The sequence below is a fragment of the Polyangiaceae bacterium genome (assembly GCA_015075635.1).
In the GTDB taxonomy this organism is placed as follows: domain Bacteria; phylum Myxococcota_A; class Polyangia; order Polyangiales; family Polyangiaceae; genus JADJKB01.
Genome location: JABTUA010000002.1, coordinates 1,646,836 through 1,664,769, shown reverse-complemented (window position 1 = coordinate 1,664,769; position 17,934 = coordinate 1,646,836). Strand labels below are relative to the sequence as shown.

Annotated in this window: 16 protein-coding genes and 1 pseudogene; 4 read left to right on the top strand and 13 right to left on the bottom strand. The window is 70.9% G+C overall.

The features are described from left to right. Position 1: 1 nt before the first annotated feature. The 9 genes from HS104_23740 to HS104_23700 are packed head-to-tail and all read right to left on the bottom strand — an operon-like array spanning position 2 to position 10,696. Complete coding sequence (locus HS104_23740; protein MBE7482973.1) at positions 2 to 1,333, bottom strand: protein kinase; 1,332 nt, start codon at positions 1,331 to 1,333, stop codon at positions 2 to 4. After that, positions 1,330 to 2,745, bottom strand: coding sequence for a response regulator (locus HS104_23735; GenBank protein MBE7482972.1), 1,416 nt, complete (start codon positions 2,743 to 2,745; stop codon positions 1,330 to 1,332). Before HS104_23735 ends, HS104_23740 begins: the two co-directional genes overlap by 4 nt. Further along, positions 2,742 to 5,201 (bottom strand): response regulator, encoded by a 2,460-nt coding sequence (locus HS104_23730; protein MBE7482971.1) that lies wholly within the window; start codon positions 5,199 to 5,201, stop codon positions 2,742 to 2,744. Before HS104_23730 ends, HS104_23735 begins: the two co-directional genes overlap by 4 nt. After that, positions 5,198 to 5,794 (bottom strand): chemotaxis protein CheW, encoded by a 597-nt coding sequence (locus HS104_23725; protein MBE7482970.1) that lies wholly within the window; start codon positions 5,792 to 5,794, stop codon positions 5,198 to 5,200. Before HS104_23725 ends, HS104_23730 begins: the two co-directional genes overlap by 4 nt. Then, positions 5,791 to 7,134, bottom strand: a complete 1,344-nt coding sequence (locus HS104_23720) for a hypothetical protein (GenBank protein MBE7482969.1) — start codon at positions 7,132 to 7,134, stop codon at positions 5,791 to 5,793. Before HS104_23720 ends, HS104_23725 begins: the two co-directional genes overlap by 4 nt. Then, positions 7,121 to 7,546, bottom strand: coding sequence for a chemotaxis protein CheW (locus HS104_23715; GenBank protein ID MBE7482968.1), 426 nt, complete (start codon positions 7,544 to 7,546; stop codon positions 7,121 to 7,123). The genes HS104_23720 and HS104_23715 overlap by 14 nt, the downstream gene beginning before the upstream one ends. Next, positions 7,543 to 8,595 carry a hypothetical protein gene (locus HS104_23710; GenBank protein ID MBE7482967.1) on the bottom strand — a complete coding sequence of 351 codons (1,053 nt, stop codon included), beginning with the start codon at positions 8,593 to 8,595 and terminating at the stop codon, positions 7,543 to 7,545. Before HS104_23710 ends, HS104_23715 begins: the two co-directional genes overlap by 4 nt. 3 nt (positions 8,596 to 8,598) lie before the next feature. Further along, on the bottom strand, positions 8,599 to 9,783 hold the full coding sequence (locus tag HS104_23705; protein MBE7482966.1) for an FIST C-terminal domain-containing protein: 1,185 nt from the start codon (positions 9,781 to 9,783) through the stop codon (positions 8,599 to 8,601). Between the two features lie 55 nt (positions 9,784 to 9,838). Then, positions 9,839 to 10,696 carry a hypothetical protein gene (locus tag HS104_23700; protein ID MBE7482965.1) on the bottom strand — a complete coding sequence of 286 codons (858 nt, stop codon included), beginning with the start codon at positions 10,694 to 10,696 and terminating at the stop codon, positions 9,839 to 9,841. A gap of 124 nt (positions 10,697 to 10,820) precedes the next feature. On the opposite strand from HS104_23700, the gene HS104_23695 reads away from it, so the two are divergent. Genes HS104_23695 through HS104_23685 form a run of 3 tightly spaced genes read left to right on the top strand, consistent with a single transcriptional unit; the run spans position 10,821 to position 13,319 of the window. Next, a complete protein-coding gene (locus HS104_23695; GenBank protein ID MBE7482964.1) occupies positions 10,821 to 11,435 on the top strand; it encodes an RNA polymerase sigma factor in 615 nt (204 codons plus the stop codon). Then, on the top strand, positions 11,432 to 12,109 hold the full coding sequence (locus HS104_23690) for a hypothetical protein (protein MBE7482963.1): 678 nt from the start codon (positions 11,432 to 11,434) through the stop codon (positions 12,107 to 12,109). The genes HS104_23695 and HS104_23690 overlap by 4 nt, the downstream gene beginning before the upstream one ends. Positions 12,110 to 12,152: 43 nt before the next feature. Beyond that, complete coding sequence (locus tag HS104_23685) at positions 12,153 to 13,319, top strand: hypothetical protein (GenBank protein ID MBE7482962.1); 1,167 nt, start codon at positions 12,153 to 12,155, stop codon at positions 13,317 to 13,319. Positions 13,320 to 13,422: 103 nt separating this feature from the next. Here the strand turns inward: HS104_23685 and HS104_23680 are convergent, their stop codons facing one another. Then, positions 13,423 to 13,866, bottom strand: coding sequence for a PIN domain-containing protein (locus HS104_23680; GenBank protein ID MBE7482961.1), 444 nt, complete (start codon positions 13,864 to 13,866; stop codon positions 13,423 to 13,425). Continuing rightward, positions 13,863 to 14,126 (bottom strand): hypothetical protein, encoded by a 264-nt coding sequence (locus tag HS104_23675; GenBank protein MBE7482960.1) that lies wholly within the window; start codon positions 14,124 to 14,126, stop codon positions 13,863 to 13,865. The genes HS104_23680 and HS104_23675 overlap by 4 nt, the downstream gene beginning before the upstream one ends. 170 nt (positions 14,127 to 14,296) lie before the next feature. Between HS104_23675 and ettA the strand changes: the two genes are divergently transcribed. Further along, positions 14,297 to 15,967 (top strand): energy-dependent translational throttle protein EttA, encoded by a 1,671-nt coding sequence (ettA, locus tag HS104_23670; GenBank protein MBE7482959.1) that lies wholly within the window; start codon positions 14,297 to 14,299, stop codon positions 15,965 to 15,967. A 375-nt stretch (positions 15,968 to 16,342) separates the two neighbouring features. On the opposite strand, the pseudogene HS104_23665 reads toward ettA, so the two are convergent. Both HS104_23665 and HS104_23660 read right to left on the bottom strand, forming a co-directional pair. Next, positions 16,343 to 16,726, bottom strand: a pseudogene (locus HS104_23665) (hypothetical protein). 98 nt (positions 16,727 to 16,824) lie between these two features. Further along, positions 16,825 to 17,922 carry a PD40 domain-containing protein gene (locus tag HS104_23660; protein ID MBE7482958.1) on the bottom strand — a complete coding sequence of 366 codons (1,098 nt, stop codon included), beginning with the start codon at positions 17,920 to 17,922 and terminating at the stop codon, positions 16,825 to 16,827. Between the last annotated feature and the right edge of the window lie 12 nt (positions 17,923 to 17,934).

Sequence of the window (17,934 nt, the reverse complement as noted above, 5' to 3'; positions counted from 1 at the left end):
CTCAGCCCTTCAGCACCTCGCCCAGCGCGTCGAGCAAGAGCTTCCCCTCCAGACGCTTCGGCAGGACCTTCGCGACGCCCGCGGCGGCGGCCTCGCGCTCGAGCTCGGGGCTGGGATCCGAAGCCAAGAGCACGAACGGTAACCTGGCGAGGCCAGGCCTGCCGCGCATGGCCTCGCAAAGGCGCACGCCGGACTGACCGGGCAGGTGCGCCTGACACACCACCGCGTCCGGAGGCTGGTCGTCCGCCAGCGTCTGGGCTTCCTCCGCCGAAGCGGCCTCGATCACGTGGTAGGTCGAGCCGATCAGCGTGCGCACCAGCGCGCGCATGGTCCGAGACTGATCCACCACCAGCACGCGGCGGCGCTCCGTCGTCTCCGCGGTGCTCTCCGGCGACGCGGGCCTTTGTAGCGAGGAGAGCGTGGCGGCCAGGGTCTCCATGGCGGGGCGGCTGGCGGACATGGACGCCGCGCCGAGCGCCTCGACGACCTCGAGGCCTCGCGCGGGGCGCCCGGAGATCTCCCGGTTCAGGAGGCGCACGACGATCTGATCGACCTCCGGCGGGACGTCGGGGCTCACGAGCGACGGCGCGGGGATCTCCGCGGCCATCACCTTGTAGATGACCTCCGCCTCGCTGGTGCCGGTGAAGAGCTGCCGGCCGGTGAGCATCTCGTAGGCGACCACGCCCAAAGCGAACAGATCCGAGCGCGGCTCGACGCGCCCGTCGAGCGCCTCCGGGGCGAGGTAGCTCAGCTTGCCCTTGACCACGCCCACACCGTGCGCCGTCGGCGTCAGGCGCGCACGCGCGCGTGCGATTCCGAAGTCGACGAGCTTCACCTCCCCTTCGTGGGAGATCAGGATGTTCGACGGGCTGACGTCTCGGTGCACGACCATCAGCGGCCCGCCGTCCGCACCCCGCTTTCGGTGCGCGTAGTCGAGGGCGCGGGCTACCTCCGAGGTGATGTAGGCCGCCTCGGCGATGGTCAAGCGGAGGTTCCTCTGGCGCAGAGCGCCGAGCAGGGCGCCGAGGCTCGGCCCGTTCACGTACTCGAGCACCAAGAAGTGCTGGCCCTCGTGCTCGTCGAAGTCGATCACCTGCACGATGTTGCCGTGATAGAGCTGCGCGGTGATGCGCGCCTCGTCGCGGAACATGGCGATGAACGCGCCATTTTCGCTGTGCTGAGGCAGCACGCGCTTGATCACCACCTCGCGCGAGAAGCCGTCGGCGCCCGAGACGCGTCCGAGCAGCACCTCCGCCATGCCGCCGTAGGCGAGCCGGCGCAGGATCTCGTACTTGCCGATCTGCCTCGGCGGCTCCTGCTCGGGGGCGCTCACGCGACACCTCCCCGGTTGCCGACTCGCTCCACGATCTCCCGCGCCAGCTCCTCGAGCCCGAGCACGGCGTGGGGCAAGCGCGCGCGAATCGCCGCCTCGGGCATGCCGGGCACGATGCAGCTCTCGGGGCTCTGAACCAAGATCGTGCCTCCGCGCTCCCGTACCACGCCGAGGCCCTTCACGCCGTCCTCTCCCATCCCGGTCAGCAGCACGGCCAACAGATCGCGGCCGAAGGCGCGAGCAGCGGACTCGAACAACACCGTCCCGCTCGGGCGGTGCGCGCCGACCGGCGCCGCCGCCGAGACGCGCACCAGGCTGCGGCTCTCCACCACCAGGTGGTGGCCGTCCGGTGCCAGGAGCACCCGGCCAGGTCGGATGCTGTCGCCGTCCTGAGCGACCGCTACCGGAACGCCGCTCACGGACTCGAGCCACTCCGCGAAGGTCTCCGCGAAGCCGGACATGATGTGCTGCACCACCAAGATCCCCACGCGCTCGAGCGACGAGGCGGACTCGCGGAGGAGCTTGGAGAGCGCCGCCGGACCGCCGGTGGAGCCGCAGATCACGACCAGCTGCGCCGGGTTTCGCGGCAGCGGCGCGCGCGCGCGGGCGCTCGGCGGAGGCACGCTGCGGCTGCGCCGGCGCACCACCGGGACCTCCGCCAGCTCCTTGAGCTTGTCGCGAAAGACCACGACCTCCGCGGAGCTCACGTCCGCCCAGGACGGCGGCACCAGGAAGTCGAGGGCGCCGGCCTCGGTGGCCTCGAACAGCACCTTCGCCCCGTGCGCGGACCGATCGGCCGTGACCAGGACCACGGGCGTGGGCGCGCGACGCATGATCTCCCGCGTGGCCGCGATGCCGTCGAGCTTCGGCATGAAGGCGTCGAGCAGCACCAGGCTGGGCTTCAAGCGCTCGGTCATGCGCACGGCCTCCTCGCCGTCCGAGGCCACGCCCACCACCTCGATCTCCGGGTCGGCGACCAACGCGCGCTCCAGCAGGCGCCGCCCGACCTCCGTGTCGTCGGCGATGAGCACGCGCAGCTTGGCCCGGGGTGCCTTGCCCACGAAGGCGTGCACCAGGCGCTTGAGCTCGGCGCCGTCGAGCGGCTTGGGCAAGAAGGCGTCCGCGTGCCCCTTCTTCACCGCGCTGCGCCCGCCGTTCATGTCGCCCGCGGACATCAGCACCACCTTGGTGCGTCCCAGGCTCTCGCGGCGAATGCGCTCCGCGAGCTCGACGCCGCTCATGCCGGGCATCTCGATGTCGGACACGACCAGATCCGGCGAGTTCTGCTGGAAGCTGTAGAGCGCCTCGGAGGCCGAGCTGGCGAAGTCCAGCGCCGCGCCGGTGTCCGAGAGCAGGCTCCCGACCAACTGCTGCATGACCTTGGAGTCGTCCACGATGAGGATTCGTCTCATCCGGCCCTCCCGAGCAGCTCGTTGAGCTTCTGGACGAGCAGCTCGTGATCGAACTCCTGCTTGGCGACGTAGGCGTCGGCGCCGGCCTCGAGCCCGCGGCGTCTGTCGGCGTCCGAGCCCAGGGAGGTCACCAGGATGACCGGCAAGGCGCGGGTCTGCTCGGTCTTGCGGATCTTCGCGCACAGGTCGAAGCCGTTCATGCCCGGCATGGAGACGTCGCTGACCACGGCGTCGAAGGAGTCGGCGTCGAGCTCGACCAGGGCGGCCTCCGCGTCGGCGACGGCCACCACGGAGAAGCCTGCTGCCTCCAGCACCGAGCGCTCGAGCGCCCGGGTCGTGAACGAGTCGTCCACCAAGAGCACACGAGGAGCCGCCCTCCGCGCGCTGTCCGCGGCCAGAGCGGCGGCCCGGTTCGGTCCCAGCGAGCTGGCGCGGCGGAGCAGGTCGATGGGGTTCAGGGTCAAGAGCACGCTGCCGTCGCCGCGAATCGTGGCACCAGCGACGTTCGGAATGCGGATCAGCGGCGGCTCCAGGTTCTTGGCCAGGACGGTCTGGTCGCCCACGATCTCGTCCACCGCGATGGCGCAGCGCTGATCGCCGACGCCGACTACGACCACGCCCATGCGCTCCGACTCGCGCCGCCGGTCTTCTTCGACGCCGAGCAGGGTCGCGAGGGGGATCAAGGCCACGGGCCTGCCGTCCACCAGCACCGCCGTGGACTGCTCGACGTCGAGCACCTCGCTCGGGTGGACGCGCATGATGCGGTGAACCGACGAGATCGGCACCGCCAGCTCGTAGCTGCCCACGCGGACGATCAGCGCGTGGACCACGTAGATGGTCAACGGCAACGTGATGGTCACCGTTGTGCCGTGCCCGCGGCGGGACTGCACCGAGATGCTGCCGTGCAGCTCCTCTATGCTGGCGCGGACGGCGTCGAGCCCCACTCCGCGCCCCGACAACACGCCGACCTTGCGCCGCGTGGTGAAGCCCGGAGAGAACAAGAGCTCGAGCAGTTGCTGCTCGCTGGCCTGAGCCGCGGAGCGCTCGTTCAGGAGCCCGCGCTCGAGCCCGCGCTGGCGCACGGCGTCCAGATCGACCCCCGGCCCGTCGTCGCTCAGGGTGATCGCGATGGAGTCGCCGCGATGCTCGGCCTTGAGCCGGAGCGTCGCGCTCGGGGCCTTTCCGCTCGCCGCCCGCTCCGCCGCCGGTTCGACGCCGTGGTCCACCGCGTTGCGGAGCAGGTGGTAGAGCGGATCCTTGAGGGCCTCGAGCACCTTCTTGTCGAGCTCGATCTCGCCACCCTGCACCTCGAGCTCCGCGTCGCGGCCGACCTCGCGGGCCATGTTGCGGACCGCGCGCGGCAACGTGTCGAGCACCGACGCCAGCGGGAAGGTCTGGATGCGGCGGATGTCCTCCTGTAGCTCGCCGGAGAGGATGGTGGACTGCAGCGCGTCCGCCTCGAACGCGCGCACCAGATCCCTCAGGCGCCGGGTCAGCTCCTTGTGGCCCTCCGCGCCCTCGTCCACGGCGTCGATCAAGCGCTCCACGAAGGGATCGCGGACCGAGAGGTCGTAGTCGTGCAAGCTCGCGCGGAGCGCGCTGCGGCGCTCGAGCTGATCTTCCTCGAAGCTCAAGATGGACTTCAGCTCGCTCAGCCGCTGATCGGTGCGCAGGCGCGCCGCGAGCAGCTCGCCGACCTGGGCCATCAGCGCGCTGAGCTTCTTGGTCGAGACTCGCAGGCTCTCCTCGGCGGGCTTGAGCGCGCCGGTCGCCGGCGCCCCGAGCTTCGCGCGGTTGGTCAGGATGGTGCCCGCCTCGGGGAGCGCGTCGGCTTCGCCGGGATCGGTGCCGAGCTCTTCCGGGCGCGGGGGTGGTGGTACCACCTGCTCGAAGGGGATCTGGGCCGCGGTGGGCTCGTGAGCCATCGGCGCATGAGAGGGCGGCGTCCTCGGCGCGGGGGTCGGGTCGCTCTTGACCGGCGGAGTCGGCGGCGACCGCGGCTCGATGGGCGGGGGCTTCGGCACCGTGGGAACGGCGCTCGGCCGCGCGGGTCGGAGTGACTCGCTGGTCGTGACCAGCTGGTTGATGACGCGGGTGATCTCCAGCGGCGCGTCGGCCGCGGGGTCGGCGTCCAGCGTCTTCGGCACGAGCGTGAGCCCCTGGTGCAGCAAGTCGAAGAGCGTGCGCGCGCGGCTCGGGGGCAGGCCGCGGATCTCGCCGAGCGCGGTCTCGAGCGCGTGCGCCAGGCGCGCGGTGAGCGTGAAGCCCAGCGAGCCCGCGGCCCCCTTCAGGTTGTGCGCCTGCCGGAACGCCTCCTCGAGCAGGGCGCGACCTCGGGTGCCGTCCGCGCCGCGCTCGACCTCGAGCAGCACCGCGCCGATGCGCTCGACCTGCTCGCCCGCTTCCTCGCGCAGCGTGGCGCACAAGAGCTGGAAGGCCTCGTCGTCCGCGCTCATTGACGCTCCTCGACGCGCAGGCTGCGGTCCTCGAGCAGCTGCGAGAGGTCGATCACCACGGTCCGATCTTCGAGCACGCCCAGCGTGTGCCGTTGGAGCAGCGCGGGGAAGGTCGGCATGGCCCGGGCCAGGCCTTCGCGCCGCACGTCGATCACGTCGTGCAGCTCGTCCGCGCCGACGCCGCACACCACCTCGCGCGAGGCCACCATGATCAACCAGTCGGGTCGCTTGACCGGCGCGGCGGCAGCGCCGAACAGCCGCGGCAGGTCGATGATGCTGACCACGCGACCGCGTCGCGCGGCCACGCCCAGGTAGGCATCCGGCACGCCGGGCACGTGGGCCACCGGACCGAGCGCGCCAACCTCGCTCAGGCTGGTGAGCGGGACCGCGTAGCGGCGCCCGGAGCGCTCGAACACCATGCAGGCCAGCGTGTCCGGGGCCCGCTCGATCCGCAGCGGCTCCCGCGCGATGCGGTTGGTCCGCTCCTCCAGCACGCGATCCGCGGGGCGGTGCTCGAACAGGACCCCTTCCGTGATCGCGGTCTCGAGCGCGACCACGGACTCGCGTAGGCGCTGGAACAGGTCGTCGGTCATGGCGCGTCCTCCGGCGCGTCACGGAACAGGGCCAGGAGCCGCCCGACGGTCATCCCCTCCCAGCCCTCGATGCGGGCGCGCGGGGCCTCCGCCGCCAGGTTCTTCAGGCTCTGCTCGAAGCGCCGCGTGAGCGCGACGAGGCCGAGCCGACGCGCCACGGAGAGCGCGCCGGAGTGCGCCAAGACCGAGCGCGAGTCGAGGTAGAGCGCGCGCCGGAAAGCGTCCAGCGCCAGCGCCAGCTCACCCAGCTCGGAGAGCAGAAAGCCGTGCAGCGTGTGGGCAGCCACGTGATCCTTGTCCACGGCGAGGAACGCCTCGAGCTCGCCCAACGCGCCGACCAGATCGCCGTCGTCGGCCAGCGCCAGCGCCAGGCCGAAGCGCGGCGGCGCTTCCGGCTCGGCGGTTGCCGGTGCGGGGACCGACGGCGCCTTCGGCGGCTCCGCCGTCTGCGCGCGGAAGGAGGCGCCGCTCGGGCGCCGGCGCGGCGCGCTCGAGAAACGGCCGATGCGCTGGTAGACGTGGCAGTCTCGGATGCTCCGGCTGTGGCAGATGGGGATCTCGGCGGTCACCAGATCCGCGGGACCGAAGAAGAGGTATCCGCCGGGCGAGAGCATGTGCGAGAGCGACGCGATCAGGCGGTTCCTGGCCTCCGGCTCGAAGTAGTAGACCACGTTCTGACACACCACGAGGTCCATGCCGACCGCCCCGATCGCCGGCGCTGGCAGCGGATCCACGGCCATGTTCGCGTACTGGAAGCGCACCCGGGAGCGCACCTCGGGCTTGACTCGGAGCTGGTCACCTTCGCGCTCGAAGTAGCGCGCGAGCAGGCGCGGCTCCGCATCCCGCGCCGACCACATGCCGTAGCTCGCGGCCTCGGCGCGCTCCAAGAACTCCGTGTTGACGTCGAGCCCGAGCACGCTCACGTGCCAGGCCGTGTTCTCCCCCAGGGCTTCCAGCGCGCAGATCGCCAGCGAGTAGGCCTCTTCGCCGGAGGCGCAGCCGGCGCTGCACAGGCGCAGCACGTGAGTGCCTTCGGCGCGCCGGCGCGCGACCAGCTCCGGCACCGCTACGTTGCGCACGGCTTCGAAGACCGGGCCCCGGAACAGGTACGTCTCCCCGACGGTCAGCTCGCGCACCAGATGCTCGATCTCCGAGGCGGCGTGTGGTCCGCCCAGGTGCGCGACCCAGTCGGCCAGGGAGACGCCGCTCGCGCTCGCCCGCTCCCGAGCCGCGTGCTCGACGTCGCGCTTGTTGCGCTCGGTGACGCGCAAGAACGTCAGCTCTCGCACCTTGGCGAACAGGCGCTCGCGCACCTCCGTGGTCGGCTCAGCCGATTGCATGCAGTACGTCCTCGGGGGACACCACGAGCACCAGCTCGCGATCGATGCGGACGACGCCGGGGCCCATGGCTCGGGCCAGATCGCCGGGCTTTTCCACCTCGGAGCCGGCGACGTTGCGTACCTCGCTCACCTCGTCCACGGCGAGCCCCACCTGGCGAGACCCCGCTTGGACGATCACCAGGTGCTGGTAGTGCGGCAGCGGCGCGGGCTCGCCCCGGGCGGCGAGCTTGTCGCGCACGTCCACCACCGGCACGACGCGCCCCCGCAGGTTGATCACGCCCAGGACCTGCGGCGGGCTGTCGGGGACCTTGCTCAGCATCACGCGTGGCACGATCTCCACGATGTGCTCGCAAGGAATCGCGCAGGGCCTGCCGCCCATGCGGACCAGCGCGAGCGCGACCCCTTGGCTCATGCGCCGTCCGCGCCGGCGGCACGCACGCTCTTGGCCAGATCGTCGAGGCGGCGGAGCGCTCCCTCCACCTGCTCGACGCTGAGCTTGGTCTCGTGTGTCGCGCGGTTGATTTGCTTCATGGCGTCCGCGATCTGATCGAGGCCCACGCTCTGCTGCTTCATCGCCGCGGTGATCTGGCGCGAGGCGCGCGTGGTCTGGGTGATCACGTAGACCAGCTGCCCCAGCCGCTCGCCGATGCGCCGCACCTTGCCGCTGCCTTCGGTGGCGGCCTTCGAGCCTTCCTCCGTCACCAGCGCCGCGCTGTGGCTGGCTTTCTGGATCTCGCTCAGGATGGTGCGCACCTGGCGCGTCGCCTGCTTGCTCTGCTCGGCCAGCGTGCGGATCTCGAGGGCCACGACGGCGAAGCCACGGCCGTGTTCGCCGGCCTTCGCCGCCTCGATGGCGGCGTTCAGCGCCAAGAGCTTCGACTGCTCGGCGATCTCGTTGACGCTCGAGATGATCTCGCTGATCTGCTGCGTGCGCTCGGTCAAATCGAGGATCTTGGTGGCGATCATCCCGACCTGCTGCCGCAGCCGGTCGATCTCCTCGATGGTGGCCACCACGTCGCGCTGGCCGTCCTGCGATATCTGCTCGGATTGCTCGGCGATTTGGATGATGCTCTCGGCCTTCTCGACGTTCTGGACCGCGACCTCGTTCAGCTCCTGGAGCGTGGTCGTGATCTCGTTGACGGCACCGGCCTGCTCGGCCGCCGCCGCGGACTGCTGGCGCGTGGTCGCCAGGATCTCCGCGGTGGCGCCCGCGACCGGCTGCACCAGCGCCTGCATGCGCTTGAGCGCCTCCGCCTCGCGGAACACGCCACGCACGCGCTCGGAGAGCCGCGAGAGCTCGCGAACGAGCGGGCCGAGGCGGGGGTCGTCCCCCGCGTTCGGGAACGCGACGTCGGCCTTGCCGTCGGCGAAAGCTCTGACCGCCAGCGTGAGCTGATCGATCACGGGATCTCCCTGCCGGCGTGTGGTGCGCTTGGGTTTGTCGTCGGGTGTGGTCGTCAAGGCTCAGTCCGGTAGGATTGCGAGCACGCTGGTGGAGTTGTGCCACCCGGCCTGCTGGTTTTTTGTCATGGCGATTTCGCCGTAAGTCTCCCAGCCCACGATCGGCACGTCGTCTCCGATCACGGAGCGGAACGCGCCGACCTGGCGCCGGTATTCGTCGCCCAGGAACAGGCGCCGGCAGATGCAGTCGAAGGACAGCACCGCTCGTGCCGCGCCGCCATTCAGGTTCTTCACGGCGGCCCGCGCCGCGCTCTCGGCGGCCGAAATCAGGCCGTCCTTCGTGCCACGCATGATGGTCACGCTGGTGCCGGTCGGGACCTCGGAGGCCAAGACCAAGGCGCCTTCGTCCGTCACCTTCAGCGGGGCCCGGATCTTGTGCTCTCCGCTCGGCGTCAACATGCCGATTTCGTGGGTGATCATGAAGGCGTCGCGGGTCTCCGGCGTGAACGGCGCGCCCAGCGACGCGGCGAAGTCTTCGTACGCGCGCACCGCGGGTCGGGAGTTGATCTCGTAGAGGACGTTGTCCGACGCGCGCGTCACGATCATGCTGTCGCAGCCGGCGGTCAGGCCGTGGCTCACGCCCAGACCGATGGGCGTGCGCGAGAACGCCATCGCGACCGCCAGCGCGTCGGGCGCGCTCTCCTCGCCGTGGAACACGTCGGTGCGCTCGAACTTGGCGGCGTCCGCTGCCGCCCCGCCTACCACCTGCGCCAGCATGCCCGTCGCGGTGTGGATCTGCTCGACCAGATCCTCGCCGTGACCCGCCAGGCCGTCCGCGCACACGATGCAGGTGGCGTGCGTCAGTCCCCCGGCGCGCGCGGCGCGGTTCGCCTCGGCGAAGCCTGAGAGCGCCGCTTCGACGGTGGCGCGCTGGTTCTGCCTGAGGCCCTTCGCAAACCCCGTCCGGAAGCGGATGCTGTCGCTCGACACCGCCATCACCACCACGGACTCCGCGCCGCCGGACTTCTCGGTGAACTGCCCCGCGGTGGACGCGCCGAGCAGCGGCGCCGTGCCGGTGACCTCCCGCACTCCGCGCAAGAGCTCGGGGAACGCATAGTTCGTCGAGGCGAAGACCAGCACCAGATCCGGGGAGGTGCTCATGCCCTCCAATGCCTGCCGCGCGGCGCTCTGGCCGGCGCTCCGCGCGCTCCGCTCGTCGGAGTATCCGCTCTTGGCTCGGGTGGTCATCTCGGGTCCCCCTCCTTCGCAGAGCCCCCGAGTAGACCGACTCGCTCGGCCCGAGTCAACGAGAGGACGGCTCGACCAAGAGCACACCGCCCAGGAACAGCAGGCCCGACCAGCGCGGACCCTCCACGCTCTCGCGTTCGGAGACGGATTGGGGCGAGAAGCGCACGCGGCCCTCGACGCCGAGCGCGATGGACAGCGGGCCCACCGGCAGCGCCGCACGGAGATCGAGGGCGGCGAACCCGGTGGTCACGGTGTGCCCGTGCACGTGGAGCCACTCGCTGCCCCCGAGCAACGCGGCGCCCAGCGGGTGCTTGCGCGAGAAAGGCGCCCCCCAGCCGACACCTGCGCCAAGATCGTAGAGCAGCGCCGAGCTTCCCGTATCGGTGCGCGCGAAACGCGCGGACTCGGTGAGCTGCAACGACCACGGTCCCCAGCCCACGCCGATGTCGAGCCGCGGCCCGAGCGCGCTGCCGAGCGGACCTCTGAGCAGCTCGCCGGTCAGAGCGAGACCCATGCCTCCGCTCTCGACGAACGGCTTGGGCGGCTCGACTGGCGGCACGCGCTGTTCCCAGGTCGGCGTCTCGTGGGGCGAGGTCGGGATGGGGCGCGCCCTCGGCTTCGGCGCCGGAGCCTCGGCGCGCTTCGAGCGCTGCGCGCGCTTCTCGATGGCGTCCAGCAGCGCTTCGACCAGCTCGCCGTCTCCCGGTGTCTCGAGCAGCTCCGGCGGGGGCGCGTTCCACACCACCCACGCGCGCTGGGCGTCGCAGGCCACCAGGATCGAGCGCGGCGCCTCCGTGACCGAGCGCAGGATGAGCTTGATGCGCGCCCTGAGCTCGTCGGCCTGCCCCGGGCTCAGGCGTGCGCAGGCCAGATCGACGTCGCTCGCCCGGGCTGGCGCGCAAATGCTCGTCATCGCGAAGATTGTCGCGATCCTGGCCCAGCGCCGCACGGGCCAAGGGTCGCGCAGGAAGCGGCGCTTGAAAAGGCCCCGATCCCGCGGGGGCCCTGCATCGACTAACATTGACGAAGGTGGCCTAGTGTCTCAGCCGGACCCGACCCTGCTACCGGCCAGCTTGGAGCTGCCGTTGCTCGCGCCACCGCCCCTCGACCGCATCTCCGACCCGCCCGCCGAACGAGTGTCCGGCGAGATCCCGGGCAACCTGCTCCAGCTCCTGTACCGGCAGATGCGCGGGCTGGCCGGACCGCGACCCGACCTCGACGACCTGGTGCAGGCCGCCGCCGAGCGCGCGCTCAAGTCCTGGAGCCGCTTCGAGGGTCGCTCGGCGCTCTCCACCTGGACCTACGGCATCGCCTACCGCACGCTGATCGACCACGAGCGCTGGTACCAGCGCTGGCGCCGGCGCTTCAGCTTCGACGCCGACGGCGAGCCGGACCAGCCCCAGCACCCGGACGTGGAAGGCAACCTCGCCGAGCTCGGGCGCGCGCGCCGGCTGCGCGAGGTGCTGGCGGAGCTCCCTCCGGCCAAGCGCGCGGTGGTCGTGCTGGCGGAGCTCGAAGGGCTGAGCATGCGAGAAGTCTCGGAGATCGTCGGAGCCAACGAGCGCACGGTGCGCTCTCGCCTGCGCGACGCGCGGCAGAAGCTGGTCGAGCTGCTCGCCGACGATCCGCTATTTCAGGAGGCAACACCATGAGCACGCGAGAAGAGCGGGTCCTCGGGCTCGCACGCGAAGCGTGGCGAGCTGGCGAACCGAGCGAGGCCCGGGTCGAGCTCGCGGCGCGCCGCATCGAGCGCAAGATGCGCCGCGGCCGGTCGCGCCCCGCGCGCCGGCACACGCTCGTGCTGGCGTTCCTCGTCGTGTTCGGTGGCGCGCTGGCGTACGCGGCGAGCGGCGGTGGGAAGCCTTGGTTCGGCGAACGGCCGCGGGAAGCCAGCGGCGCGAAGCTCGGCGTGGCGGCCCGCGGCGGGCTCGGCGTGGCGGTCGAGGAGAGCGCGCGGCGCGCGCGTGCCGACATACCCGCGGCGCTGCCGGCAGAGCCGCCGGCGGCTGCCGACGAGCCGTTGGCGCTGCCGAAAGCTGCGGCACAGAAGCCCACGGCCTCACCCGCGCCCGCGGCTTCGTGGCGCGCGGTGGACGAGGCCCTGGACGCCAAGGACGACGCCCGCGCCAAGCTCGCGCTGGAAGGCCTCGCCAAGTCGAGCGACGCGACCACCCGCGCCAAGGCGCGCTTGGGTCTCGCCCAGCTCGCCAAGAGCAAGGGCGACTGCGCCACGGCTCGGGGCATCGCCACCGAAATCGCCGGAATGCGGGGCGTGGAGCCGAGCGTGGTGAAGCGGGCCGGCGCGTTGGCGAGCGAGTGCGAGTAGCGGTCGACGTCGAGGCGCTCGGTGCGAGTAAGCTCGGGGCGGGATGATCCGTGACCCTTTTTACGGCGTTCCCGGGTTGAACGCCGAGTCGCTCGACGAAGCCGCACGCAAGCTGAACACGGAGCTCTTGGCGGACGCCTGGGCTTACCCGACAGCGGATCGCGCCGACCTCGAGGCCCGCCTGCGCGAGCTGTTCGGCGCGGAAGCCGAGATCGAGCGCGCAGGCAGCGCGCTTTCGGTGCGGACCGAGGCACCGCCACCCGGGCGCCTGGAGGCCATCGCGAAGGAGCTCGCGACGCTCGACACCAAGGTGCTCTTCGTGAAGGCCGGTGAGCGCGTCGAGGTCCTGGCCTTCTTCCAGAATCCCCACGGCTACGGGCCGCGCTCGAGCCCGCTCCGGATCGGCCGCGAGATCATGGGGCGGGACGACGTCCGAGCTGCTTCCAGCACCTCTTGCCGGTGCGGCGCGAAGCACATCGCGTTCACTTCGCGCAAGGCGTACGGGGGACAGGAGACCGAGGACATCTCCATCGCGTGCCTGGCCTGCGGGCGCTCCACGCTGCTCGTGCTCGGAGTGGCTGGCGGGGCCGAGGTGTACCTGGCGGACGAGCTCCCGTTGCGACGCATTCGCTGGCTCCCCGCGCGGGAAGAGTACGCGCCCTCGCGCGCCGACTACCCGTGGTGGATACGGATCCTGACCAGCGACTGGCTGCCGGTGGTGGTCGGCGTGGCCTTCGGGATCACGCTCGTGCTCGTGCTGAAGGGAGGGTTCCTGGGCTCGGGCGGCGAGGCGGCTGTCGTGCCTGAACCCACGGTAGGCGCGCAGGCACCGCGGCCGTCATTGGGCAACGCGCACCTCGTGGTCAACGACGCCGGCATGACCTGCAACCAACGCGCCTGCGTGCTCGAGCGCATCGACGAGCTCCGAAGGCTGGCTGACGACGCCGGAGCCGGGGGTATCGTCACCCAGCTCGACCAAGTGAAGAGCAAGCTCGAGGCGGGAGAGTGCGAACGCGCGCTGGAGCTCTCCCGCGCCATCAAGGATCCCGAAGACAAGAGCTTTGGGGCGATGAAGGTCGGGATCGCGCACCTGGCGCTGGATTTGGTGCTGGACAACCACTGCCGATTCCTGCGCGCCCGGGCCCCCGAGCCGGCAACGGGTCAGGGCGGCGGCAGCGGCAGCGTCGGCAGCGAGCTCACCGAGGATTAGTCGGCCGAAGGCCCGCCCGCGTGCGCCCCCAACCGGTGGCCGCGGGTAGCGCTAGACACGCGCCCCGACACGCGAGCGATTGAACGACGGTAGCGCGCCCACCTCAGCGCGCTCGCGAGGACGAGCGCGCCGCGGGGTCGAGCACGTCGAAGCGCTTCCAAGTGCGCCCGATCCGGGCCCGATAGGTGCTGAAGTCGTTGCGGTCCAAAGTGAATACCTGGGTTGTCCGCAGCGTTTCGGCGGCCGCCACGAGCGAAGCGTCCGCGAGGTCCATCGGTCGGTCGGCGTACTTCTGCATCAGCTCGAACGCACGGGCGAGGCGGACCGAGTCCATGAACCAAATACCGAGCCCTCGCGCGCCGATGAACTCCCGCAGGGCGTCCGACCCACGGCTCGCGGGATCGAGCAGATGGAAGGCCTCCGTCAAGACGGCCACGGTCGTGACCAGTGGGCTCTTCAGCTCTGCGAGCGTGCGCTCCGTGATCGCGTGATCCTCGTCCTTTGGCTCGAAGAGCGCCACGAGCGGGCCCGTGTCGACCAAGATCACCGGCGGGCCTTCGCGCGGATCGAGCGAGCGACCTCCGCCTTGGCCCGGCGCGCGCTACCTCGAGCCCAGCCACCCTGCCCGAGCTCGATCGACTTGTAGACGTCGTACGGGGTCGCGGACGGTCCCTCCGCCTCCATCGCCTCGCGTAGCGCCAAGAGCCCACGTTTCAGAGCGTCCGACACGGAGAGGCCCTTCGCCCGGCGCACGGCTTCCAGGAGCCGCTCGGACTCTTCGTCCAATCGAACCGTGCGGGTGCTCATGTAATACATTTGTATTGCAAAGACCCTCTTCGGTCAAGGCTCCGACCGGCGAGTCCATGACGCTTCACGGCGGCGGTAGCGGCAAGGTCAGCATGGCCGTGAGTCGGCCGGAGCCCCGCCCGCGTGCGCCCCTACCCGGCGCCCGCGGGTCGCGCTAAACACGCGCCCCCATGGATTTCATCTTCACCATGCAGGGGGTCACCAAGGTCCACCCCCCCGACAAGAAGGTCCTCGAGAACATCACCTTGGCGTTCCTGCCCGGCGCCAAGATCGGCGTGATCGGCGCGAACGGCTCGGGCAAGAGCTCGCTGCTCCGGATCATGGCCGGCGTGGACAAGGACATCTACGGCGAGGCCAAGCCGCACCCCGGGATCAAGGTCGGCTACTTCGCTCAGGAACCGGAGCTCGGCGACGCCAAGACGGTGCGCGAGGCCGTGGACGAGGGCGTGAAGGAGGTCCGCGGGCTGCTCACGGAGTTCGAGGAGCTCAGCATGAAGCTCGGCGAGCCGATGAGCGACGACGAGATGAACAAGCTGCTCGAGAAGCAGGGCGCGCTCCAGGACCGCATCGACGCCAGCGACGCCTGGAACATCGACCAGCACGTGGACGTGGCGATGGAAGCGCTGGAGCTGCCGCCGGCAGACGCTGAGATCAAGAACCTCTCGGGTGGCGAGAAGCGCCGCGTCGCGCTCTGCCGCGTGCTGCTCTCCGCGCCGGACATGCTCCTGCTCGACGAGCCCACCAACCACCTGGACGCCTCCAGCGTGGCCTGGCTCGAGCGCTTCTTGAAGGAGTTCAAGGGCACCGTGGTCGCCGTGACCCACGACCGCTACTTCCTGGACGACGTCGCGGAGTGGATCCTGGAGATGGATCGCGGGCGCGGCTACCCGTTCAAGGGCAACTACTCCGGCTGGCTGGAGCAGAAGAGCGCGCGCTTGGCCCAGGAGGAGAAGGGCGAGAGCGCGCGCCAGCGCAAGCTGAAGCAGGAGCTCGACTGGGTGCGCGCGTCACCCCGCGCGCGTCAGGCCAAGAGCAAGGCGCGCCTGGCCGCCTACGAGGAGCTGATGAACCAGAGCGCCAAGGGCTCGGCCGATCCCGCCGAGATCAGCATTCCGCCGGGCCCCCGCCTAGGCGAGGTGGTGATCGAGGCCGACCACCTGTCGAAGGGCTTCGGCGACAAGCTCCTGATCGACGACCTCACCTTCCGGCTGCCGCGGAGCGGCATCGTCGGGGTCATCGGCCCGAACGGCGCTGGCAAAACCACTCTGTTCCGCATGCTGGTGGGCCAAGAGAAGCCGGAGGATGGCGCGCTCCGGGTCGGGGAGACCGTGAAGATCGCTTACGTCGATCAGAGCCGCGAGTCGCTGGGCGGGGGCAACAACGTGTGGCAGGAGATCAGCAAGGGCGAGGACAAGATCGAGCTCGGCAAGCGCGAGGTCGCGTCCCGCGCTTACTGCTCCTGGTTCGGCTTCAAGGGCAGCGATCAGCAGAAGCTGGTCGGCAGCCTCTCCGGCGGTGAGCGCAACCGCGTGCACCTGGCCAAGCTGCTGAGAGAGGGCGGCAACCTTCTCCTGCTCGACGAGCCCACCAACGACTTGGACGTGGACACGCTGCGCGCGCTCGAGGAAGCGCTGCTCGAGTTCCCGGGCTGCGCCGTGGTCATCAGCCACGATCGCTGGTTTCTCGACCGCATCGCCACGCACATCCTGGCCTTCGAGGGCGACAGCCACGTGGAGTGGTTCGAGGGCAACTACCAGGCCTACGAAGAGGACCGGAAGCGCCGGCTCGGCGTAGACGCCGACCAGCCCCACCGCATCAAGTACAAGAAGCTCAGGGCTTGAGCTTCTCGCTCAGGTGCAGTTCCAATTCGGCCAGTTGCACTTGCAGTACGACGCGCCGTAGACACAGACCATCTGGTGCACGCCGCAGCCCGAGTAATTGGCGGGCTTGTTGGTCGGGCAGGTGATGCACTCCCAGTCCGGGGTTCCCGCGACGGCGCCGCACGCGCAGGTCGCGCCGCCGTACTTGCACAGCGCCCCGCTGTTGCCGCTGCAGTACCCGCTCGGCTGAGAGCCCGGACACGAGTTGCAGTGCCAGCTTCCCCCGTAACACGTGCACTGGTTGCCGCCGTAGACGCAGTTCTGCCCGGAGGCCGTGCAAGCTCCGCTCGGCTGCGCAGGCGGGCAGAGCGTGGAGGCGCCGCCGGTTCCGCCGGTCGCGCCGCCGGTTCCGCCGGTCGCGCCGCCAGTGCCGCCAGTCGCGCCGCCGCTGCCGCCGGTCGCACCGCCAGTGCCGCCGGTCGCGCCGCCGGTTCCGCCAGTGGCGCCGCCGGTTCCACCGGTCGCGCCGCCGGTTCCACCGGTGCCGGTGGTGCCTGCGCTGCCCCCGGTCGCGCCACCCGTACCCGCGGCGCCTCCGCTCGCGCCGCCGGCTCCACTGCTGCCCGCTGCGCCCCCGGTGCCCGCTACGCCCCCGGTCGCGCCGCCTGTTCCGCCCGTTGTGCCGCCGCTGCCGCCCGTCGCACCGCCACCGCTGCCGCCGCTGGCGCCGCCCGTCCCAGCGCCACCGCCACCTGCGCCGCCGGTGCCGCTGGCGCCGCCCTCTTCGCTGAGCCCGCAGCCCGCGGCAGCGAGCCACGCGAGCACGAGCCACGGAAGTGCCCCACCGAGCCGCATGGCGTCAGACTAGCACGCGCGCTTCAGGGTCGCACGACCCACGCGAGCTCGGTCACGAACGAGCTGCCGCAGTCACGGATGCGCAGCGGCGCGTCCGCCTGCGAGCCGTCCGCCGACACCACCTCGATGTGGCTGCAGCCCATGGTCTCGCCCCAGAGGTAGGCGACCTTGTTGCCGTCCGGCGACCACACCGCGCTGGTGCCGTTGCGCGTCGCCACCTTGACCACGTCCGAGCCGTCGAGCTTCATGCTGAAGAGCGCGCTCTGCTGCGTCGTGTCGGCGAACAGGAGCCGCGTGCCGTCGGGGGAGAGGACGCCGCTGGACGCGCTGGCGCGCACGAGCTCCGGCGCTCCGCCCGGCAGCGTCTTCTTCATGATGCTGCGCGCCTGCTTGCCGCCGCTGATCTGGATCAGCGTGTAGTAGAGCGTGCTCTCGTCCGAGGTGACCTGGGGGTGGAGCTCCATCGTGGTCGGCGTCGCATCCTCGCCCAGGCCCAGCCACTCGAAGGCGCCGCTCGTGGCGAGTCGGCCGATCCGATAGGTCTTGTTGCCGCCGCTGGCGTCGAAATCGCGCCGCCGGCACACGACCATGGAGTCGTTCTTGTCGTTCCAGTCGTGGCACTCGTCGTTGATGTTGCCCCAGGCCAACACCGACGCGCTCTGCGCGGCCACGTCGAACACCCAGGTGTGCTGGATGGCGTCGCCGATCTCGACGCCGTAGTGCTCCTTCTGCAGCGGATCGCCGCAGGCGAAGGCGATCTTGGAGACGTCCTTGGTCACGCCCATCGACCACACGCGGTACGCCTCGAAGAGCTTCGTCTCGGAGGAGCCGTCCGGCTTGATCGACGACACGGTGTTGGGCTGCGCGTTCCAGTCGTTGAACAGGAGCTGCTCGCCGCTGGGAACGGGGCTCGCCGCCTGGAAGCCGATGTCGGCGGGCTCAGGCTTGGCCACGCTGCTGTCGCCCGCCGGGGCGTCGCTGGCGGCGTCACCGCCAGTCCCGCCGAGCCCGGCATCCCCGGCGCTACCCCCCGCGCCGCCGCTGGCCTGCGCGCCGCCGTCGTCGCTGCCGCACGCGCTGAGCACGCACGCCAAGAGAAACACCCGAGCCACCTGCTTCATGGCGGCGGAGCC